The organism is Chryseobacterium sp. KLBC 52, assembly GCF_003347605.1.
Lineage (GTDB): Bacteria > Bacteroidota > Bacteroidia > Flavobacteriales > Weeksellaceae > Chryseobacterium.
In genome coordinates, this window is record NZ_QDFZ01000010.1 from 145,174 (window position 1) to 167,484 (window position 22,311).

The following is a 22,311-nucleotide window of genomic DNA, read 5'->3' on the forward strand; positions in this document are numbered from 1 at the left end:
ATTGTCCTGATGAGTAATGTAGCTTTACACAAAAAAATATGCTACGTAAAATTGCTCCGGAAGTATTTCAGATTTCACTGATGCCGAGAAACAGTATCAACTGCTATATTATTGAAGGGGTGCTGGTAGATTCCGGTATACGGAATTCATACACCACTGTAAAGAAGGTCATTCAGAAAATTCCCGTTTATCAACATGTACTCACTCATGCGCATGCAGACCATCAGGGTTGTAGTGACCAGATATGTGCTGAATTTGCATTACCCTTACTCTGCCATCCCGGGGAAGTTTTTAGAACCGAAACAGGTTTGGTAACCCACGATTATCCAGCTCCGCAGCATTGGGTAGCAAAGTTACAGCAAAAATACTGGGCAGGGCAGGGACATCAAGTTGAACGGACCATTATTGAAAATGATAGAATCGGAAACTTTAGAGTAATAGAAACCCCCGGACATTCAGCGGGTCATATCTCTTTATTTCGTGAGCAGGATGGTGTACTGATCATCGGAGATGCGGCTACCAATATGAACCTTCTCACTACAGCAACGGGTCTGCGGCTTCCGCCCAGCCTATTTACTTCCGATCGGAATCGTAATATTGAATCGTTACAGAAGTTAGCAGAACTAAACCCTGCTATTATTTGCTTTGGTCACGGACCGGTGATGTTCAACACAGACAGGAAATTTGAGCAGTTTGCGGCTCAATGCAGTAACGCTCGTTAAGGATAAAACGATTGTAATGTAAGGCGTTTTATTGCTTTTATCCAATTTTTTTAAAATTTAATGATGCTTTCTAATAAAGATTGTCAAAAAGCTGTATATTTGCACAGCAAAAAAAGAAAATGATATTGTCTAACTTAAAAAAGGGAAAGAAACAGTACTTACGTCCAACGTCGTGAGTCATTTTCCTGTGGGTTAGAAATTAAATAAACGAGGAGCTTGTCATCACGACAGGCTCTTTTTTTTTGATAAAAATTTAACAATTTAATTTATTATGAAAGTATTGAAATTTGGTGGAACTTCGGTAGGAAGTCCGGAACGAATTGAACAGTTATTACCAATTATCAGATCTCAGGAATCGGATAAACACCTGGTTGTTTTATCAGCTGTTTCCGGTACCACAAATGATTTGGTGAAATTATCAGAGTTATATGAAAGTAAAGATGTTGAAGCCGCTTATAAGCATATTGATGTACTCCATCAGAAATATATAAAATTTGTAAATGAATTGTTTAAAACAGAGAAAGGGCTTCTGGAAGCATTAGCTTTTATTGACAAAATTTTTGATCTTTTTTATCAGTTTAAACATAAAAATTTCAATTCCAGTGCCGAACGTATCATACTTGCACAAGGTGAGATTATTTCAACAACGCTGTTTCATTTATATTTAAAGGAAAAAGAAGTATCTTCTGTATTATTATCAGCATTGGATTTTATGGTCATTGATGAGGATAAGGAACCCAACATTGACGAAATAAGAAAGCAGGCAGGTCTTGAAATTGCAAAATACCAGGAAGAAACCTTATTTATTACTCAGGGGTATATATGCAGAAATGCCCAGGGCGAAATCGATAATCTGCAAAGGGGAGGTTCAGATTACACCGCCTCATTATTAGGAGCAGCATTGCAGACAGAAGAGATTCAGATCTGGACTGATATTGATGGATTTCATAATAATGACCCCAGATACGTCCAGAATACAAAATCTATAGCCCGACTGAGTTTTGATGAAGCAGCAGAATTATCTTATTTTGGAGCAAAAATTCTGCACCCTCAAAGTGTTTTTCCTGCGAGAAAATATAATGTTCCTGTAAGATTATTGGATACAATGAATCCCTCTGCTGCGGGAACATTGATTTCAGGAGAAATCACCAATCAGAACCAGATTGTAGCCATTGCTGCCAAGGATGGTATTACGGCAATCCGTATTCAATCTTCCCGTATGCTGATGGCGTATGGATTTTTGAGAAGGGTTTTTGAAGTTTTTGAAAGGTACAAGACTCCTATAGACATGATTACTACTTCTGAAGTAGCTGTTTCGCTTACCATCGACCAAACGGATAACCTTTCTGAGATTGTAAGAGAATTAAATACCTTCTCGGCAGTTGAAATAGACGGTGAACAGTCTATTGTATGCATTGTGGGAGACTTCAGAAAAAATAATCACGGCTATGCGACCATTGTCTCAGAAGCAGTAAAGCATATTCCCATCCGAATGATTTCCTATGGTGGAAGTGAGAATAATATTTCATTACTGGTTCCGTCTGTTTTTAAAGTAGAAGCTTTAAGGTCTTTGCATAACAGATTATTTTAGAAATAAGCTGGCCAGAAAAAAATAAAGGGTTATTCTGATGAGTGATACTAAAATGTACCACAAAAATTTAGATTTCTTTAAACGGTGATGTATATGGCATAGGCATTGTTAGTGTTAAAGCAGGTTTTTAAGAGAAGACTTATTTAACACCACATCACTTTACTAATAATTCATTTTGAACTTTTGCCTCCCTATTGACACGGGAGGCTTTTTTATGCATACATAAAGAAACAAATGAAAAAGGATGCACTATGGCATCCTTTCCCGTTATGTTTTGCTTAATATACTATCCTATATCAATGCTTTCCTTCGTTGATTTCTTCTACCAGTTTCGCATTGAAAGCGGGAAGGTCCTCAGGCGTTCTGCTTGTTACAAGCCCGGAATCTACAACAACTTCACGGTCTTCCCAGTGAGCCCCCGCATTTTTTAAATCCTGACTGATAGAGTGAACGGAGGTTAGGTTCCTTCCCTGTACAACTCCTGCATTGATAAGAACCTGAGGTCCGTGGCAGATAGCTCCTACAGGCTTATGCCCGGTAAAGAAATCTTTCACAAAAGAAATTGCCTGTTCATTGGTTCGCAACTGATCAGGATTGATAACTCCACCCGGTAATACCAATGCATCATAATCTGAAGCATTGGCCTGATTTAAATTTCTATCTACAGGGTACTCTTTTCCCCATTCTTTTTCTGCCCAGGCCTTAATGCTGCCACTTTCCGGGCTTATAATGTGTGTGGTCCAACCTTGCTCTTCAAGATATTGTTTAGGGGAGCTTAACTCACTCTCTTCAAAGCCGTGAGTAGCCAGTATTGCAATTTTCTTTGACATAATTCTTTTTTTTTGATGTTAAAAAACAGCTGATAAAATTTTAGCATACCAGCTGATGATCCTTTGAAAGTTTCAGGAAGCAGATATTTATCAGCTCTTCAGATCCTCAAGATTCTGAAATTTATCATGGGAAGCTTTTAGCTGATGAAGCTGATCAAGAACCACACGGGAACTTTCAGGACATAAGTCACCACTATCAAGGGCATCCTGATACGCATCAATAGCAGCGTTCTCACCATATACTACATTTCCAAGTGTAGAGCCGGCTGTATCTCCTGCAAAAGAGTTTTTCACATCAATCCAGGCTCTGTGTATGGCTCCTGCTGCAGATCCCGACTGATCCGGCGTACCTCCTCTTTGCACGATCAGATCTGTAAGTTGATTTTTCATTATCCTTGACTGCGATACCATGGTGTCATAGTCTTTCCTTAGCAAAGGATATTGTTCCCATACCTTGTCTTCTACTTTAGAAAATCCCTGAATTCTGTCATTTGTAATGTTCAGTAAATCATTTAATACTGAAACTGTTTGTTCGTTGTTCATACTGTATATTTTTAAGATGGTAGTATAAACTTTACAAGCATTATGCCTTAAACAGGCTTTTTCGTGAGATGTGGTACTTAAAGAAATCTTAAAATTATAGATTGATCTGGAAAACCGGAGTATCACAGGCATATCAAACCGATCGGAGTAAAAAGAATAAGACACGCATGGTGATCATTACTTATCTAAGGAATAATTTGTCGTTTTAAGTAATAAGAAAGAAGCTGTATCAAAGTATAAAAACTTTCAATACAGCCTCTTGTTTCATTGGTGCCGTTTGAGTGGAATTATTCAATACAGAAAAACTCAAAAGATGTTCAGCACATTTATCTTTGCAGATGAATACATAATTGATTATTGTGCTTTCACCTGTTCCAGCTTTATAAATATTTTTGAGAGATTAGGCTGAGCACTCCCTGTAGTAGGTGCACCTACCATAATCGTTGCGGTATACGCCGTTTTTGAAGTAGGGTTACTGTCTATCCAGGTATATCTTCTGTGTTCAGGTCCTCCACCGGAGCCGTCTATAATCCCAATATTTCCCCAATAAGCATTTCCTACTGCTCCTGTGCCCTGAGGGAACCAGTTAGCTGTTGCATCTGCCATACCTCCCCATACTCCTGACGTAATATTGGTTGTCGTTACAGCACCACCAATATAACCGCCATATTCGGTATTATAATTCCAGTACAGATTAACCGTAGCCCCTGTATTATTATATAATTGAACATTAGGAACTGCAGCAGTGGTCCCACTTGTGGTGTCAAATATGACCCTGATAGAATATTTACCATCTGGGGTAGGGAGCGCTAGTGTATAGGCTTGTTTTCCGTTGGCATCGGTTGTTAAAGAAGGGTAGCCCATCACGGCAACAGGTGTAATATCAGCGCGACTGCTGTTTCCTACTGTAGCCGTACAGTTTTGTGCTGCTGTTAAGAAAGGAACTGCAGCAGTGTTGATAGGAAGAGTCATATTATTATCATTGGTAGGAGTTCCGGAAACAGAAAAGACCAATTCCCCATCTCCAAATTCAAGCGTTCCCGGTCTAAGCTGGAAGGTTAACCCGTTCACTGTAAATGGAGTTCCTGCGCTATAGCTCCCTCCGTTTCCCTGGCTATAGGTAACTCTTAGGTTACCATTGAAGGGTGTACCCGCAGTATAAGTTGAAGGATTAAGGTAAGCAGAGTTACACTGTAATGCAGTAATGGCGGGAGCAATTGTATTGCCAGCTTCCAATAGCTTTTGCCATACCGATCCGTCAAAGTAATAGTAACCCATGGAATTGATATTTACACGCTGTCCTGCATTATCTCCACCGGTAACATCAGTAATGTAAATTAAAGCCCCTCTCTGATCACTATTATAGGTCGCTGTATTTACGGTGAGCTCAGCCCTTGTAAGCCTCGGAGCCTGCAACCCGTAAGTTTGTGCATTGTCTGTAATCAGCCCTGAATTGTCTCTTTTAGCTGATACATCCATTATTGTTTTAGGTGTGGCGGTGTTGATTCCTACTTGGGCAAAAGAAATTCCTGAAATAAGAATGATACTCAATTGTGTAAATTTTGTTTTCATGCAAGTATTATTTTATGTGTTTGTGGTTCAGTCAAATATAATATTATTTTTTGGTTAAAAAAAATAATACACTCACATTTTAGTGAACTTTTGTTAACAAAAAGCATCTTCGTTAACAATAGAATTTATTTTTTTCACTTTTTGTTTCTAGGGGTGTGTTTTAGGTTTTTTATAGTACAAAATTATTACTATTGAATACCTCAATATTTTGCTGAATCCTGCAATTAATATTTACATCATTATAGTGCAATGTTTACGAATCAAATTATTCAATGTACTGGTTTTTAAATAGTTTTGCATATGCTTTCAAAACCGTTAACAAAACAATAGTATTTAAACTGCAGCTCAAACTATAAGAGGTGAGAATTCTCTCAAGAGCATTATAGTCTGTTTACAACTAAGCGAATGAGCGAAAAGGCTTAATAATATTCCTGATAGAATTAATCTGGCAGAATTCGGGACTTGTTATTCTGACATAAGATGCCAGAAGCAGGTCAGTAAAAAAAAGCTGAAGTTGATCAAAGAATACAATTCTATAGACAGCAACAATCAAATAATAACAATTTTAAAATAAAAAAATATGTCAATTAAATTAGGTGATACTGCACCGGATTTTCAGGCTGATTCGTCGGCTGGTCCAATAGATTTCTATAAATATCTTGGGAATTCATGGGGGATTTTATTTTCTCACCCTGCGGATTTTACTCCTGTGTGTACTACGGAGTTGGGAATGACGGCAAAGTTGCAATCTGAATTTACTAAACGAAATACTAAAGTGATTGCATTAAGTGTTGATGGAGTAGAGGATCATCAGAACTGGATAAAAGATATTAATGAAACACAAATGACTTCTGTTCAGTTTCCGATCATTGCTGATCATAATCTTGTCATTTCAAAGCTTTATGACTTTATCCATCCAAATGCGTCCGCCACAGCAACCGTCCGCTCCCTGTTGATAGTTGATCCGAACAGAAAAGTTCGTTTAATTATTACCTACCCTGCATCTACAGGCCGGAATTTCGATGAAATACTACGCGTTCTGGATTCTTTACAATTGGTGGATACCTGTACTATAGCAACCCCTGTCAACTGGAAGGCTGGTGATGAAGTAATTATTCTTCCGAGTATTTCTACAGAGGATGCAATAAAATTATTTCCCAAAGGAGTTAGAGAAATTACATCTTATCTAAGGTATACGCCTCAGCCCGATAAATAATAAAAGTAAATAAAAAAACACATCTGATGTTATGAATGGGAAAGGAAAAATTTTATTAGTGCTGTTAGCTTGTGGATTAACAATTTTATGTAAAAAAACAGAAAATAGAGAAAGCCAATCAGATAATTCTTTTCATGTTATGACAAGAGACCAGCAGCATAAATTAATCGGTGAAGAGATTCTGAAAGATTTAATCGAAGGAAATAAAAGATTCCAGAATGGAGTGGCAAGAATGAGAGATTATACAAAACAAACAGGAAAGCCTGTACCTGGCCAGTTTTCTAAAGCTGTGGTTATAAGCTGTTTGGATAACCATGTTCCTGTGGAGGATATTTTTGATCAGAGTTTGGGAGATATTTTTGTGGAAAGAGTAGCCGGAAATTTTGTAGATGAAGATTTATTGGGAAGTATTGAGTTTGCTTGTGTAGTAACAGGTGCCAAACTTGTCATGGTGATGGGACATGAACATTGCAGAGCTGTAAAAGCAGCCATTGACAATACTCAGTTGGGTGATATTACAGGGACGCTTTATAAAATAAGACCGGCAGTGAATATTAGTCTGGATTTTACGGGAATGAAAAATTCAAAAAATAATGAGTTTGTAAAGTTTGTTTCTGAAAATAATGTCAGACTGGTACTCAGTGATATACGAAAGAAAAGTCCGATCCTTAAGGAAATGGAGGATAATGGAAAGATCAAAATTGTCGGAACATTTCATAGGCTTACCGATGGAGCATTACAGTTTGTAAAATAGTTCAGACTGTTAATTTGTTTCGAATTGATATTTTCAATATAATAATTCTCCCTGAAATTAGTTGACATAAAATTAACAATACCAAATCTGGAGAACTGTTTTCTCCGGATTTTTTATTTCTTGAGTTTCAGTCTCACAATAATTTAATATTTACTCAGTGATTCTTTATTAACTACAATCATGTAGTCGTATTATGTTGACTCAACAACTTATATCTACAGAACATTTTTTTTGAACATAGCTGAATGGTATATTTTTACAAAATGAGAATTTGCCTTTATGGTTCTCATACCAGGATAAAAAAATGCTGATTACCGACGGTAAAAATACAGATGAATTCTACCTTATACATGAAGATAATTGTAAGTATTTAAAGTGGATCAGAAATAAAGATTTACATATAACATCATACAAATACAATTGATGATGAAGCTTATAATTACATGACAAGAAGCAATGATATTACATAATTTTTAAAATTTAAATAATGAAAAAACCATCAATTTTATTAGGAGCTCTTACTTTGGGAGCGTTTACGTTAGGAACCAACGCTGCTTTTGCGACTGTAAGATCAATGGAAACACATTCTTCTGACGCTGCTTGTGGAAATAAAGCGGAGAAAAGCGGTGAAGCCAAGTGCGGAGGTAAAAAAACTTCAGAAGGAAAATGTGGGGAAGGGAAATGCGGAGGTAAGAAAACAGAAACCAAAACTAAGGAAGGAAAATGTGGAGGTAAAAAAACTAAGAATGGTGCTAAAAAAACACAAAAAACAAAAACAGCATCAACGAAATAGTTTTTTGGGATCGGCAGACTTGTATAACAGGTCTGTTGATTTTTTAAGGACCATCGGCAAATAAAAGATTATGGTAGGAATTGGTTATAGAAAAGAATTCTCGAAAACATTTTTAAATACAGATGTTTTACAACCTGATTTTGTGGAAGTAGCACCCGAAAACTGGATGGGAATCGGAGGATACTGGAAGAAGGAATTAAAGCAGGTACTGGAAAAATATCCACTTTACTGTCATGGATTGTCTCTCTCTGTAGGCAGCCCCGAAGGAATAGATAAGGGTTTTGTGAAACAGGTAAAGCAGTTTTTGGAAGACACTGAGGCTGTATTGTATTCCGAACATCTTACTTTTTCTAAAGTGGATAATGCCCATTTGTATGATTTGCTGCCGATCCCTTTCACCCAGGAGGCAATAGAGTGCGTTTCTGAAAATATTCTTCAGGTCCAGGATATTTTAAAAAGACCACTGATTTTGGAAAACGGAAGCTATTATACAGTTTTAAAAGCTGAAATGTCAGAGTCAGATTTCATCAATGAAATTGTCAGGAGAACCGGCTGCGAATTGCTGCTGGATGTAAACAATGTGTATGTTAATGCCTTTAATTTCAAGTATGATGCTGAAAAATTTATCCAGAGGATGCCCCTGGATAAGGTGAAATACATTCATATGGCAGGCCATTATCAGGTCAATGATCATTTAATTATAGATACCCATGGAGAAGATATTATTGATCCTGTATATAACCTATTGGCATGGGTTATAGAGAAAACAGGCAAAGATATTCCTATCCTTCTGGAAAGGGATTTTAATATTCCGGAGCTGGAAAACTTACAATATGAAATTGATACTCTGAAATTATTAAAAAACGAAATCTTAGAACTTCATTGGGATACTGAATATGGTCAATAAAACATCTTCTCTTCAAAAAGACCTTGCTTTGTATTGCAGAACCGGCTTACTTGAACCTCAAACCAGTATTCAGGAGCATACATTTCACTACCGAAAACTGGTGTATAATGTGATAAAAGACACATTGAAAAGAGCATTTCCTATGACAAGGGAACTGATAGGTAAAAGAAGATGGAAAAAAATGGTAACGCATTTTTTTGAACATCACCAATGTCAGACTCCTCAGGTATGGAAGCTTCCGCAGGAATTTTCAGACTATTATCAGCAACATGGTTTTCCTTTTAAGAAAAAGTTTTCCTTTCTTGTCACTCTTCTACAGTATGAATGGCTGGAGATTGAAGTTTTTATGATGGAGGATTGGCCCATTGATGAATTCGGCAGAGAAAAAAAATCACAGGAAAATGGCATTATCCCTAACCCGGAAATTAAGATTTTATCTACAGAATATCCTATTCACCTAAAAAATGGGAAAGAAATTACAGAAGAAGACAGAGGTCAGTATTTTGTTTCTGTACATCGGGACTATTATACAAAACAAATACAGTTCAACGATCTCTCATATCCTTTTGTGGAAATTATTTTAAAAGCCAATGAAGGCTGCTTTAGCAGAAAGGATTTCATAGAATTATTGGCCGGATATGATAACGACAGGGAAAAAATCGTGAAATTATATCAGGATTTTGAACAGTTTGCACTGCAGAATACTATTTTTTTGGGATATCGGATATAGCCTGATTTACTTTTATAAAGGATCATTGTTATGGTCTTTTCTTAACATTATTACATTAAAATGAAAAAAATACACGAAATAATTAATAGATCTTATAGAATAAAAGATTTTGTTTTATTAGGTTTACGTTTAGTGCTGGCATATGGCTTTTTTAATCCGGCAATAATGAAGTTGAAAGATATCGGCAGTATTGCGGAGTGGTTTGAAAGTATAAACATTCCTTTACCTGTATTGAATGCTTATGTAGCAACAGGAACAGAGCTTTTGGGAGCAATTCTGTTAACCTTAGGCCTGCTTAACAGATGGATTTCAATTCCTTTGATCATCACGATGATTGTTGCAATTGTTACTGTACATTGGGGTAATGGTTTTGATGCGGGAGATAATGGTTTGGAAATCCCATTGTATTATATTATGATGCTCCTTACTCTTTTATCTTTTGGAGCTGGAAAATGCAGCTTAGATCAATTTCTAAAACTAAACAGAATTAAAAACTGAATCTATCCTTATAGATCCCCCTTCGGCAGGCTCAGGGTGACAACCCGTATACCAACTGAAATTTTTGGACGTTGTCATGCTGAGCCTGTCGAAGCAACTATTACCAGAAGAGATTCATACTATTTGTTAGATTATCATAAAATGAAAAAAGCAGGCGTTCTTACACTTGCTTTTTTTATAATCTTTTACGGCGATATGATTTGTAATTCTCTGAAAAAAGGTTATTTATAGAAATATAAAAATCAGTTTTAATAGGGCTTGGGTTCACTCTCATCTAAAAAACATACCATTGCTGGTAAGGTTAGTTCAGTTACAGATTTTTTTTTGAAAATTGTTTCAGATTATTGAACCCAAAGCACTATTGGTGTGAAGAAAAATATTTATAAGTGATTTTTATAATGGTAAATTTAGGGAAATTGTTATCATTTGAAGATAAAAGCCAGTAGATATAAAACTACATGGATGACATTATTTATTGTCTTTCTTTCTTTCTTTCTTTCTTTCTTTCTTTCTGCAGTTTACATACTTAAGGATGAATAAGGCTGTCCGTTGTGTTGCTATAGTCAGAGCTTCAATTTCTAAAGTTTCGTTTTCTGTATGGGCACCTTTGCCCCAGGGTCCCAGGCTGGCTAATTCCGCTTTTATATAGGGAGAAGCGTAAGAGAGATCAATGGTTAACAAAGGTTTATTATAGATCCCCCTTCGACAGGCTCAGGTGACAATCTGAATACCAATCAACATTTTCAAGCGTTGTCAGACTGAGCCCGCGAAGAAGGGTTAAGTCAATAATTTTTTCTGATTATCAAAGAAACGGATCTGTTGGTTTATCTTCTGTGGTTTTGATGTTTGAAAGTAATTTTTCCATGCCTGAGGTTCCTTTTAAAAAGAATATGCAATACTTTCGTTTTGATTGCTGTCATTTGTTTGGGTTGAAGTAATAGTTTTTCCCGCAAATTGTTATTGGTTCTGAGACTCGTCATTAAATAGGAAAAGAGAACAACGGATGCAGTTACAATTGCAATAGTAAGTAAATCGTTCATAGTATCTTTTATTTTTAGCCAGTTTGAATCGTTATATTATTCAAGATCAATGGTCTATTATATAGTGGGTAAAATTATTGATTAAATATTTGAAATACAGGTGATTAGTTGTAGTTATTATACTGCCGGGATGAAAATATATGGGGTGGTTTTGTACATAGATTAAACTACTGACGAATAATATAATAACCTCAGAGATACAGTATGATTTTTTACTTATCAGCACGAATAAAAACTACATGATTCCCTGTTTATTCTTACAGTTTTATTTTCTTGCGAATTATCGGATCCCCTAATTTTGCAAATTATTAATAATTAAAAAATAGGTCGTTTTAATTACATTTTATGTAATAGGTAATCTTCTTATAATAGCTTTTTAAATCCATCATGAATCATTGATTGTATATTTTAGAGGTGAGTAGTGAGCTACAAAAACACAGGGTCTCTTAAGTGTATCTGCTGAAGGTAATGTCATTTTTTTTCAGCTCATCAACACGAATAAAAACTACAGGCGTAACGGTTTATTCTTACGGTATTAATTTTCAGTGGATTCTAACACCTCCTAATTTTGCCAATGATTAATAGTTAAACAATAACGGATTTTAATTACACGTTGCGCAACAGATGTTCTGCTTAAAATAAATGTATTGGGGAGCTATTTTCAAAAAATCAGTATTAATAAAATCAGTACAAAAAATGAAAACAAAAACAAATGTCTTTTTAGACTTCGATAACACACAATTCGATGGCCATCTTCATAATACTATGATTAGATATACAGGGGAGTACGAAGATCATGACATTCCCGGATTAACAAAAAAGCAGTTAATGAAGGAGCTTATGGGTAGAGGACCTCTTTCAGAGGAATCTAAACATGCAGTTCAGGAGGCTTTAGCGGATTCCGCAAAGATCGATGTCTTAAAGGCTAAGAATAATCCTAAATATAAAGCTCATACATTTGATTTTTTTGATGCAGAGGGTTTGAATGAATTAGCTGGTAAAAGCAAAGGTCAGGGTGTTGATGTTGTTGTATTAACGGCCTCTATGTTTCCGAATGCGATTAAAGCAGTATATGAAATGAATGGCTTAACTCATTTAAAGGATATTTCAATAATTTCTGTTCCCATTAATACTAATCGTACTAAAATGGCTGAAGATAAGAATACAGAAATACAAAAATATGAAGAAAATCAAAGATTAAAAGATAAAGAGCTGCATACTGTTCATAATATTTTTGTTGATGACAGTAAGGAAAATATTCAAGTATTTACCAAAAGCAGAAATCCGGCTACTAATATTGGAATTTTAACACCTGATGGGATTGGTAAAGTAATGAAGAGTCTTGAGAAAGAGATTGAAAATACACTTGAAAAGAAATCTGGTAAACAGGAGTCTGTTTCTGCGAAAGTTAATCCACGTGAGAGTGTGGAAAATCAAAACACAGAAGAGGAAGAGGGGTTGTATGCATATCGTGATAATAAAGGGGAGCTTCACTCAAGTAAACATAAATATAAAGAAAATGTATTCTCTACCGATAAAAATAATATGAGAGGAAATCTTTCAATGTTTACTGAAACTAAGAATCAACCACAAAGAAATAGAGAACAGGGAGTTAGAGCTCAGGCGTCTCATTCAAAAGGAATGGATAACATTCAGGTTGCTCCTGCACTCCCTCCTAGATCCCCTAAAGTTGATCCTAACGCTCCTGCACTTCCTCCTAAAGGTAAAGTTGATCAAGCGCCTCCGGTTCCTTCTAGAACTAAAGCAAATCAGGCTCCTGCAATTCCTCCCAGAGGTAAAGTTGAGTCAGCTCCTGCACTTCCTCCAAGATCTCCAAAAATGCGTTAAGAGATATTGAATCAATAAAAACACAAGCAAAAATGGTACTTATTGATAAGGTACTGTTGGATTTAAAAATAGTATTTCTAGATGATCATTAATTTGCTATACACTCAAAGGATTCACAGCAGGACAGTAAAAAGCAGGATGGACAGAAGTTGTGAGATAAACCTGTCGCTGCTAAGTCTGAAAAGTTTTGCAATTTTAAAGCCCTTTAGTATTCACTCAATATAGGTTAGGGTAATGTGCAGGCTGAGAAAATAGGGATATGCTTCCTGATCAGCCTGCCATTCTTTACGATCAGACCAGATTTCATAAGTGATTTTTTGTGATGTAAAGAACTTTTTCTGGTAAAATAAACACATTTATATGGAATATAAAACCCCAAAAACCTTAGAAAGGGTCCCTTTAATCTTTGGTTATCCCGTAATTACAGCGATGATAATTGTTATATGTCTGATGCTGTTTCTTTTTATTGTCTTTAAAAAGGTACTCTTATCATTAGTGTTTTTGGTAATTCCCGTACTGTATTTATACATCATAAAAAAATATCCCAGAAAAGGAGAGTTTAAGGAATACTTTTTTGATTTTAAGATGGGAGTACAATGTATCAGATTTGATGAAAAACTAGAAAATTTGATTAGTAACAATTCAAAAGATAACAGGGAATTTAAAACAAAAAAATAGGATACTACATTTTCAACACATATTCCGATTACAAATAAACATAAACAAACAAAAATTAAAATTTAGTTTTAAAATAGAATAGAAATGAAAAATTTGAAATTTAATAGAAGGAATTTGATCGCATTATTGTTGCCTATAGGTAATTTATTATATTCTCAAGCAGGAGGTGCAGGAACAATTGATGCAAAAATTTCCGGATGGACAACCACTCTAAAAACTTCATTGAATGCAGGGGTGGCAGCTTTTGCAGTTGTGGGGGCTTTTCTGATATTTGTTCAGTATATGCAGGGTAACGAACAGGCTCAAAAGAATTTTGTCCGTTTTGTAATAGGTTTAGCTATTTTTGGCTTGGTTGATGTTATTACTCATGTATTCATTTAGAAAAACAGCTCTTTAGGTTTAAGCTATACACTTTAAGGAGTTCATAGCTTAAATCTAAACTCAACACTACGATCTCTGCAGGAATATTGGATATTTTTAAAACATATAATCTTCAATATTATTTTTTTGCAATTTCTTCCTGAAATTTTGTTTGCGGCATATATTCTCATCGTATGCCTGTTAAGAACGTCTTTATTTTACCTATGGAATTTAAATCTTTTCTTGAACCTTCAAATAATGAAGAAGAAAAAGTGAAGTTAGCTTCAGGAGAACCTGGAAATAATGCATCGAAAACTAAAAATAACCTGTTCAATAAAATGTTGTGTGTAAAATGCAAAAGTGACCAGGATGTTAAGTTGGTTAATATTGCTCCTCTATCAGAAAATAAAGATGAAAATCAATATCCTTTATGTGAAAACTGTAGAAAAGCTTCTTTTAAAGTTAAAATATTCAGATAGAATGCTTTTCTGTTATCTGTATCATCATTTATCAATATTAAAAAAACAATGGATTTAAAAAAATTACGTGAGATTCCTTCTACTTATTCTTTAGTTAAAAAAGCACTGTTTCTCAGCTTTTTTATCACAATAATAGCAATCATTTCCAGTTCATTCTGGGCGGTTTATGTAAGTAAGGTTTTTACCAAAAAGATATATGTTATTACTGAAAAAGGGCAGGCTGCGATTGCAAACTCTATGAATAACGATCAGGACTATGAAAATTACAGACTGCCTGAGATTAAGAATCATATTAAAGTGCTTCACAGGTTATTTTTTGGATATGATCAGTTTAGTTACGATAAGAATATCAATGAGGCTCTTTATCTGATCGGAAATTCCGGAAAACAATTGTATTTATCGCTTAAAGCAAACGGACATTTTGCGAGGATACAATCTCAGAATCTTGTTCAAAAACTGGATATAGATTCCATAAAAGTTAATGAAAAAGAATACCCTTATCACGCCTCTGTTTATGGAAAACTGAGTGTTTCCAGAGTGGATCAGAACGTGAGTACAAAAAACCTGTTCTATGCCTCATTTGATGTATATAATGTGGCAAGAACTGAAAATAATCCTCATGGTTTACTTGTTGAAAACTATCTGTTCAAAAGCAAAGGACTTGAAGATAATTCGGCCCGGGAAGCGGTCAATAACCGACAAGAGGAAACAGAAGGTTCTCAGAAGACAGAGGATAATTAATAGGGTGATAATCCGGAATTTCAATCGGAATTCTGTTATAATTTATGTATAATGAAAAATGACAAATATTCTTTAGATATTTTAATTATATTTTCCTTTTTAATAAGTATACTATTGATTTTGGTAGATATTTATTATTCTAAATACAGTTATGTAGTTGAGAAGGGATTGGGTAGCGAATATATCAATATATTCATCATCAAGTTATTTGTAATCTTCCCGTTAATTAAAAATCCTTTAATACTGCGAACTGTAAGTCTTGCTATTGTTACCTTTTGTTGCTTTGGCTTTGAAGTGAAGAGAGAAGTAGGAGAAAATTCTTCTTTTATGAGGAATGTTGTCATAGTAGGATCATCTCTTATCATTTTCCTAAGTATATCGGTTGTGAAGATTGAGATAATCTCTTATACCATCATATCTTTTGTTTCTTATATTGTTTATATCGTTGGGTTTTTAAAATTTAGAAAATACTTCAATTTTTATGATAAGAAGGATGAGTTTAATGATAAAAATCAAATCTTTGAACAAGAGAAAGTCGTTAAGAAAAATCCTTATTCTGTAAATTTTAAAACAGAAAACGGGGTGATTAATGTAGTGAATCCTTTCAGGGCTACTATGGTTCTGGGAACTCCGGGATCAGGAAAATCTTACTCGGTAGTTGAAGAATATATACGACAGCATATTCAAAAGCAATTTTCGATGATGGTGTATGATTTCAAATTTCCCGCATTGGCAAAGGAAACATTTGCTTTTTATGAATACTATAAAGAGCAATACAAAATTGAACCTCGTTTTTGTGTGGTTTCGTTAGATGATCTGGAGAAATCAAATTTTGTGAACCCTCTGGATCCTCAATTGATAAGAAAAGCAGCAGATGCCATCGAAGCATCACAAACCATCTTATTCAATCTGAATAAGGAATGGATTACGGAAAAAGACTTCTTTGCACAATCAGCGATTTCTTATTTCGCTGCCTGTATTTATTTCCTGAGAATTTATGAAGACGGGAAGTTTTGTACACTGCCTCATGCCATATCTTTAGCTTCTTTGCCGGATGAAAAAGTATTTAAGGTTTTTGGGAAATATGCTGAACTGAGATTCTTTATGACTCCCTTTGCAGATGCATTAGCCAAGCAGGCTTACGAGCAGCTTTCTGGTCAGACAGCATCTGCGAGAATACCGCTGTCTCAGTTGGCAACCAAGGAATTGTTTTGGGTAATGGGTAATAATGTTTTTCCTGAAGAGAATATTTCATTAAGCATCAATAATCCGGAAAGTCCATGCATATTAATTATTGCCAACTCACCAAGTACCCAGACCACAAATTCTCCTGCTTTAGGGCTTGTGGTTACCCAGCTTCTGAAAGAAATTAATCAGCAGGGAAGACAACCTTGTTCCGTGATCCTCGATGAGCTGCCAACCATGTATTTTATGGGGTTAGATAATCTGATTGCAACCGCCAGATCCAACAAAGTTTCTACAACCATAGGAATGCAGGATCTTGAACAGCTGAAGCGCGATTACGGGGATAAAGTAGCTGAAACAATATTTAATATCGTAGGTAATATTTTTAGTGGTTCAGTAAGAAGTGAGACTGCAAGCAAGCTTCAGGAAATATTCGGAAAGAAAAAACAAAAATTAAAAAATGTAACCATTGATACCAATAACTCATATTCTATCAACGAGAATTTAGAGTATGCCATTCCGGTATCCGCAATATCCCAGCTTTCTCAGGGAGAATTTGTAGGGGTTATTGCCGATAATTTCGGAGAAGAAATTAACAGAAAAATTTTCAGAGGAAAAATAAAAGTAGAGAAACGTACAGATCAGATCAAGAAGGAGATCCCGACAGTTATAGAAGGAGAAATGATCAATGAGGTTTTAAATGGAAACTTTGAAAGAATTGTAAAAGAGGTTGATATTCTTATTGAAAACGAATTGTACAGAATTTCCCAGGAGGAAGAAGCTCATATGGACAGTGATCCATCCTCAGATGTGGAAACTCAACAGAATTGATTACTGTAATTGAAAAAATATAAAATGATGATAACGTATTATGGAGGTAAGGCTTAGTAAAAGAAACAGGATGCTTCCTGTGTGTTTTATTTTTTTTATCCTATTTCCTTATCAGAAATTTAAATCACAAACGATGATACCGCCGGTTGAATCCTATAAGAAAATTGTCTCATCCCATTATGGGTATAGAAAACATCCTATTGATAGAGTACTTAAAAAGCATCAGGGCGTTGATTTCTCTGTACCTAGCGGAACTGCTGTATTCTCTACCTATTACGGTATCGTATTAAGTTCAACCTTTGAAAAAGGATATGGAAATACAATCTTAATTGATAACCAGGGAGGTTTCAGAACCCGGTACGGACATTTAATGTCTTTGTTTGTTGGGAAAGGTGAATATGTAACACCCGGACAGTTGATAGGATTGAGCGGAAATACAGGACATTCTACAGGTCCACATCTACATTATGAAATAATAGTTGAAGGGAAAAGAATTGACCCCTTATTGTTTCTGAATATTATGTGTAAAAATAGTTTATAAAATATGTTTGCAAATCTGGATAAAAAAAAGAAGATCATTATTGGAGTTGTTTTCGTGGCTGCTCTGGGTATTCTTACTTTGATTATGAGTCTGATATTATTCCCGAAAATGAAAGAGTCAGATGACAAGTTGATTGTAACTCCTAATGTGGATGAGAAGCAGCTTGAAGAGAAGTCAAAATTGGAAATTTATAATCAGGATGAAAGGGATTTAAAGAAATACTTTTCAAAGGATGGAAAGTATGGTATAGATACAGAGCTTCCTGAAGATGAAAAATTATTGCAGGGACAGTTTCAGAATTTTGATGGCAAAACGGAAGAAAATGATTATACCAAAAGGCAGGAACGCTATATGAAAGCTTTATCCAATATCGCTTCACCGGGAAGAAGCTACTCTTCCGGTTCCGGGTATAGTTCCGGATATGGTTCCGATTATGGTTCCGGCAGTGAAAGTAGCCTTAGCAAAATATTTGAGCTTCAGGATAAAATTCGTGCAGGCTTAACGCAAGGTGCTGCGTCCCGTAATGCCGCGGGCTTGGAAGATACTTTAGAAACCAGGGAAAATAAAAAGGATTTGGTTAAGAATGAAGTTCGTGATCAAAAGAATTTTTTCCAGGGAACAACAGGAGGAAACAATAATAAGATCTTACAGCTGATTCCTTCAGAAACCATAGAACAGAAGAGAATATTGGATAAAAATATTATCCCTATCAGAATAAAAGAAGATATGAGGCTTTCAGATGTGCCGGGTGGGCTGGTAATCCCTAAGAATACCATTGTTTATGGAAGGATATCTCTAAAGGAAGACCGGATCAGTATTGATATTGAAAGTTATAAAAAAGATAATGTCCTGTATCTGTTAAACTTCAGAGTTTATGACTATGACGGAAGAGAAGGTATTCATATGAATAATCATTCCTGGCTGAAAATTCCATCCACCGTATCGCAGGATGTCTTTGATTATGCCATTAAAAGAGGAACCAATGCAGGCAGTTCTGTTTTAGGCGGTGGAGCCAATACCGGGATAGATTTAAAAGAGGCCAGAAACCTGGCCATTTTATCAGCAGGAAAAGAAATAAGCAAAGAAGTGTTCGAGAAAAAGAGAGTGTTTTTACCTAAAAAATACCAGCTGTGGATCAATATAAGATCCGTAAATAATGGCTCCGGTTTTAATTAGAGTCTCTTATTGCGAAAGTAAAGTAAAATGATTTAATAATTATTTCCTAAGATTATGAAAGATATAGATATCAAAAAAGCATTTAACATATTGGCAGTAGATGATGATTTGTTAATCAGTAAAAAGGGAGATGTTGGCTTAGTGTATAAGGTGATGCTTCCTCAGATATATTCGCTTGACAGCGATCAGATTGAACAGATCAGTGTTATTTTTGATAAAGTAATCAGATCTCTGCCTGCCGGAACAATTCTGCAGAAACAGGATTTCTTTTTTGTAGACTCTATCACAGAGCAAGTATCGGACAGTCCTAATTTTTTAGCATCGAGTGATAACAGGTTTTTCCATGAAAAGCCGACCATGAGCCACGAGTGTTATCTCACCATCATAAAGGACTCTAAAAGTAAAGTAAGTATCCTTAATAATTCCAGTCAGTATAATAAATTTTTAGATGGAATAGATGATTTTATCAAGGGCGTAGAATCAAGTCTTTCATTTTTAACAAAAGAAAGCTTTTTCACCGTAGAAAGGTTGAATAATAATCAGATTATTAATCTTTTAGGGAAGTATTTGTCTCTCTCAAAGGAAGGGGAGACGAACCTGAGAGATATATTTTTTGATAAGAACTTACAGGTAGGAAATAAATTTGCAGAATTGTATACGATATCTTCCAATAACCAGCTTCCTATTACCATTAACAGTACCATCAAAAGCATTGAATATTCCACACCCAAAACCGATTTCAGAATTCCTTTTATACAGCCGGTCTCTACAGGTCTGGATGTAAACCATATCTATAATCAGGTGATTTTTATTGAGGATTCGGAAAAAGTTTTTTCTTCCCTGAAGACCAAGATGAATCAGTTTAAAAGTATGGCGATTCTTTCAAGAGAAAATCAGGTGACTTATTCTCAGGTAGAAGATCTTGTAGAAGATGTGTTGGAAAGGGAACTTGTGTTTGTTTATCAGCATTTCAGTGTTATCGTCTGGAATGTTTCGCAAAAGAGATTGGAACATGATGTCAACTTACTGGAAAATGCTTTCAGGGATCTGGGAATTACTCCTTACCAGGTAAAGTATGCTCTGAATGATTTATATATGAACAATTGCCCCGGCGCACCTGCTTATATTTCGGAGAATCATAAATTTATCGGTATATCCGAGCAAACCTCTTCATTACTGAATTTTGAGTCCTATTACGAGAGCAATAAAGATGGAATTCTTTTCTGTGACCGTAAAAACGAATCTCCTTTACGTCTGGACTTATGGGATGAGCCTGTCAAAAAAGGAATCATCGTAAACAGAAACAGATTAATTTTCGGGCCTTCAGGAACCGGGAAATCCTTTTTGATCAATCATATTGCAAGCCAGTATTATGAGCAGGGTCACCATATCGTCATGATAGATATAGGAAACTCCTATAAAAAGTTATGCGAATTGGTGGAAGGTGTTTACTTTACGTATGACTTAAACTCACCTTTACAATTCAATCCTTTCTATTACTATGATGAAGATGAAATTAACATAGATAAGAAAACCTTTCTCCTGTCACTGATCTTTTTCTTGTGGAAAGGAGAAGAGGGAGCTTCAAGAGAAGAAAAACAAATATTATCCAGCTATCTGGATCTTTATTACGAGCATGTCGTCAATAATGATGTTTTTCCAAGTATGTCTACTTTCTATGAATTTATCTCAGAAAATACCGCTGTTGAAGAAGAATCAACTTATTTTGACAAGGTCAGCTTTAAACTCTCTCTTAGAGATTTTTACGATGGACATTATAAAGATATACTCAATGCAGCAGAACCTGCCAACCTGATTCACGAGCGTTTCATTGTATTCGAAATGGACAATATCAAAGACCACCCTACATTGTTCCCTTTAGTTACCATGTTGTGTATTAATCTGGTGATGACTAAAATACAAAAGATTCCGGGAGTAAAGAAATCAATATTTATAGACGAGTGCTGGAAGCCTATTTCCAAAGGAGAAATGGCTGAATTCATTAAGTATTTGTACAAGACCGTCCGTAAGTTTTATGGAGAAGTTGCTATTGCAACCCAGGATCTGGAAGATATTTTAGATACTGCTGCCGGGCCTGCTATGGTGAATAACACAGATACCTTGATCATGCTTTCCCATAAAAAGAAAATGGCATCTAAAGATAAGTTTTCCAAATATTTATCACTGAGTGAAGCTGATCTTCAAAAACTTTATTCTACAGACAAAGGAGAGGTGTACGTTAAAGTAGGAAGCATGTCTAATGTATATAAAGTAAAAGTATCTCCCGAAAGATATGCCTGCTATTCTTCCAATGCCGACGAAAACAAAGTAATCCGGGGAATATACGAAGCCAAAGGAAACATGTCGGTGGCTATTAACGATTTTATTGATTTAAATTCTCAAAAGAAATGAAAAAACACATTATATTATTTATTTTATTTTTTATCTGTTCTCAGGGAGCTTTCGCCCAGGAAATATTGGAACCCTTATATCAGCGTCAGGCCATTGATGTTTCAGATGTGAAGACAACCCACATTATTTTTGATGAAAAAATAAAGTATGTGGATGTAGGATCTACTTTTTTCGTTGCAGACACCATTGGAAATATGCTCAAATTAAAGCATACCGGTGAAGAATTGGAGAACTTAAAGAGCCAGCAGGCGAATCTTACCGTGATTAATGGCAAAGGAAGCTATTATTCTATTGATATGAACTATAACAGAAATCCGGATATCACAACCTATAAGGCCATTGAAACCATTACCACCATAGATTATTTTGCAAAGGAAAGTATTTATAAAGCTGAAAAGGAAGAAAAGACGGCACAGGATCTTCAGGAATTGTGTATGCTCTCTGAAAGTGCTCCTTCTACCGTAAAGATTAAAGATAATAATGATGGATTGAACCTGACCTTAAACGGAATCTATTACAGGAACTTTCAGAATAAAATTGTCTTGCGCGTAGAAATCTATAATACGTCTAAAATCACTCTGGATATAGACCAGATTCTTTTCAGATCAAAACTTAAAAATAATAATGCGGCAAAAAAAGATTATGTCTATCAGGAAAGAATACTGACTCCCGTTAAAATCTGTGGAGAGCAGCGAAATATTAAACTGGGTGAAACAAGGGTTATTACCTTCATCTTCGACAAATTCACATTAAACGAAGATGAGATATTAAGTCTTGAGGTAGGGGAATATGCCGGAGGCAGAAGCGTCAATATCCGTATTCCCAGAAAGAAACTTTTGTTTCCCGAATATATATAAAGATATT

The 22,311-nt window shown here is 35.4% G+C and carries 22 protein-coding genes; 17 read left to right on the forward strand and 5 right to left on the reverse strand.

Annotated features, from left to right (window positions below; genetic code table 11):
* Window positions 1–38: 38 nt before the first annotated feature.
* Window positions 39–722: an MBL fold metallo-hydrolase gene (locus DDF69_RS12705; RefSeq protein WP_114821103.1), complete on the forward strand. Its 684-nt coding sequence runs from the start codon at window positions 39–41 to the stop codon at window positions 720–722.
* A 271-nt stretch (window positions 723–993) separates the two neighbouring features.
* A complete protein-coding gene (locus DDF69_RS12710) occupies window positions 994–2,313 on the forward strand; it encodes an aspartate kinase (RefSeq protein ID WP_114821104.1) in 1,320 nt (439 codons plus the stop codon).
* Window positions 2,314–2,609: 296 nt separating this feature from the next.
* On the opposite strand, the gene DDF69_RS12715 is transcribed toward DDF69_RS12710, so the two are convergent.
* From DDF69_RS12715 to DDF69_RS12725, 3 genes are all read right to left on the reverse strand, one after another.
* The gene (locus DDF69_RS12715) at window positions 2,610–3,143 is read right to left on the reverse strand and encodes a type 1 glutamine amidotransferase domain-containing protein (RefSeq protein WP_114821105.1); all 534 of its coding nucleotides are present in this window, start codon (window positions 3,141–3,143) and stop codon (window positions 2,610–2,612) included.
* 90 nt (window positions 3,144–3,233) lie between these two features.
* Complete coding sequence (locus DDF69_RS12720; protein WP_114821140.1) at window positions 3,234–3,686, reverse strand: PA2169 family four-helix-bundle protein; 453 nt, start codon at window positions 3,684–3,686, stop codon at window positions 3,234–3,236.
* A gap of 354 nt (window positions 3,687–4,040) precedes the next feature.
* On the reverse strand, window positions 4,041–5,258 hold the full coding sequence (locus DDF69_RS12725; protein ID WP_114821106.1) for a hypothetical protein: 1,218 nt from the start codon (window positions 5,256–5,258) through the stop codon (window positions 4,041–4,043).
* A gap of 580 nt (window positions 5,259–5,838) precedes the next feature.
* On the opposite strand from DDF69_RS12725, the gene DDF69_RS12730 reads away from it, so the two are divergent.
* From DDF69_RS12730 to DDF69_RS12755, 6 genes are all read left to right on the forward strand, one after another.
* The gene (locus DDF69_RS12730) at window positions 5,839–6,474 is read left to right on the forward strand and encodes a peroxiredoxin (protein ID WP_114821107.1); all 636 of its coding nucleotides are present in this window, start codon (window positions 5,839–5,841) and stop codon (window positions 6,472–6,474) included.
* A 139-nt stretch (window positions 6,475–6,613) separates the two neighbouring features.
* A complete protein-coding gene (locus tag DDF69_RS12735) occupies window positions 6,614–7,228 on the forward strand; it encodes a carbonic anhydrase family protein (RefSeq protein ID WP_228411986.1) in 615 nt (204 codons plus the stop codon).
* A 487-nt stretch (window positions 7,229–7,715) separates the two neighbouring features.
* Window positions 7,716–8,021 carry a hypothetical protein gene (locus DDF69_RS12740; RefSeq protein ID WP_114821109.1) on the forward strand — a complete coding sequence of 102 codons (306 nt, stop codon included), beginning with the start codon at window positions 7,716–7,718 and terminating at the stop codon, window positions 8,019–8,021.
* A gap of 70 nt (window positions 8,022–8,091) precedes the next feature.
* A complete protein-coding gene (locus DDF69_RS12745; protein ID WP_114821110.1) occupies window positions 8,092–8,928 on the forward strand; it encodes a DUF692 domain-containing protein in 837 nt (278 codons plus the stop codon).
* The gene (locus DDF69_RS12750; protein ID WP_114821111.1) at window positions 8,918–9,658 is read left to right on the forward strand and encodes a DUF2063 domain-containing protein; all 741 of its coding nucleotides are present in this window, start codon (window positions 8,918–8,920) and stop codon (window positions 9,656–9,658) included. The genes DDF69_RS12745 and DDF69_RS12750 overlap by 11 nt, the downstream gene beginning before the upstream one ends.
* Window positions 9,659–9,718: 60 nt before the next feature.
* On the forward strand, window positions 9,719–10,156 hold the full coding sequence (locus DDF69_RS12755; protein ID WP_114821112.1) for a DoxX family protein: 438 nt from the start codon (window positions 9,719–9,721) through the stop codon (window positions 10,154–10,156).
* A gap of 468 nt (window positions 10,157–10,624) precedes the next feature.
* Here DDF69_RS12755 and DDF69_RS12765 read toward each other — a convergent pair whose 3' ends face one another.
* Together DDF69_RS12765 and DDF69_RS22075 are read right to left on the reverse strand one after the other, a co-directional pair.
* Window positions 10,625–10,837, reverse strand: a complete 213-nt coding sequence (locus DDF69_RS12765) for a hypothetical protein (RefSeq protein ID WP_114821114.1) — start codon at window positions 10,835–10,837, stop codon at window positions 10,625–10,627.
* A 143-nt stretch (window positions 10,838–10,980) separates the two neighbouring features.
* Window positions 10,981–11,196: a hypothetical protein gene (locus DDF69_RS22075; protein ID WP_162800923.1), complete on the reverse strand. Its 216-nt coding sequence runs from the start codon at window positions 11,194–11,196 to the stop codon at window positions 10,981–10,983.
* A gap of 696 nt (window positions 11,197–11,892) precedes the next feature.
* Here DDF69_RS22075 and DDF69_RS12770 point away from each other — a divergent pair.
* The 9 genes from DDF69_RS12770 (at window position 11,893) to DDF69_RS12815 (ending at window position 22,304) form a co-directional block, all read left to right on the forward strand.
* Window positions 11,893–13,044 (forward strand): hypothetical protein, encoded by a 1,152-nt coding sequence (locus DDF69_RS12770; RefSeq protein ID WP_162800924.1) that lies wholly within the window; start codon window positions 11,893–11,895, stop codon window positions 13,042–13,044.
* A gap of 762 nt (window positions 13,045–13,806) precedes the next feature.
* Window positions 13,807–14,103 carry a hypothetical protein gene (locus DDF69_RS12780; RefSeq protein ID WP_114821117.1) on the forward strand — a complete coding sequence of 99 codons (297 nt, stop codon included), beginning with the start codon at window positions 13,807–13,809 and terminating at the stop codon, window positions 14,101–14,103.
* 203 nt (window positions 14,104–14,306) lie between these two features.
* On the forward strand, window positions 14,307–14,561 hold the full coding sequence (locus DDF69_RS12785; protein ID WP_162800925.1) for a hypothetical protein: 255 nt from the start codon (window positions 14,307–14,309) through the stop codon (window positions 14,559–14,561).
* Window positions 14,562–14,609: 48 nt separating this feature from the next.
* Window positions 14,610–15,302, forward strand: coding sequence for a hypothetical protein (locus DDF69_RS12790; RefSeq protein WP_114821119.1), 693 nt, complete (start codon window positions 14,610–14,612; stop codon window positions 15,300–15,302).
* A gap of 51 nt (window positions 15,303–15,353) precedes the next feature.
* Entirely contained in the window at window positions 15,354–17,318 is a 1,965-nt protein-coding gene (locus tag DDF69_RS12795) for a type IV secretory system conjugative DNA transfer family protein (protein WP_114821120.1), read from the forward strand.
* 133 nt (window positions 17,319–17,451) lie between these two features.
* Window positions 17,452–17,859 (forward strand): M23 family metallopeptidase, encoded by a 408-nt coding sequence (locus tag DDF69_RS12800; protein ID WP_162800926.1) that lies wholly within the window; start codon window positions 17,452–17,454, stop codon window positions 17,857–17,859.
* Between the two features lie 3 nt (window positions 17,860–17,862).
* Window positions 17,863–19,035 (forward strand): conjugative transposon protein TraM, encoded by a 1,173-nt coding sequence (gene traM / locus DDF69_RS12805; RefSeq protein ID WP_114821122.1) that lies wholly within the window; start codon window positions 17,863–17,865, stop codon window positions 19,033–19,035.
* A gap of 54 nt (window positions 19,036–19,089) precedes the next feature.
* The gene (locus DDF69_RS12810; RefSeq protein ID WP_114821123.1) at window positions 19,090–21,447 is read left to right on the forward strand and encodes a TraG family conjugative transposon ATPase; all 2,358 of its coding nucleotides are present in this window, start codon (window positions 19,090–19,092) and stop codon (window positions 21,445–21,447) included.
* Complete coding sequence (locus DDF69_RS12815; protein ID WP_114821124.1) at window positions 21,444–22,304, forward strand: DUF4138 domain-containing protein; 861 nt, start codon at window positions 21,444–21,446, stop codon at window positions 22,302–22,304. Before DDF69_RS12810 ends, DDF69_RS12815 begins: the two co-directional genes overlap by 4 nt.
* Window positions 22,305–22,311 lie beyond the last annotated feature (7 nt).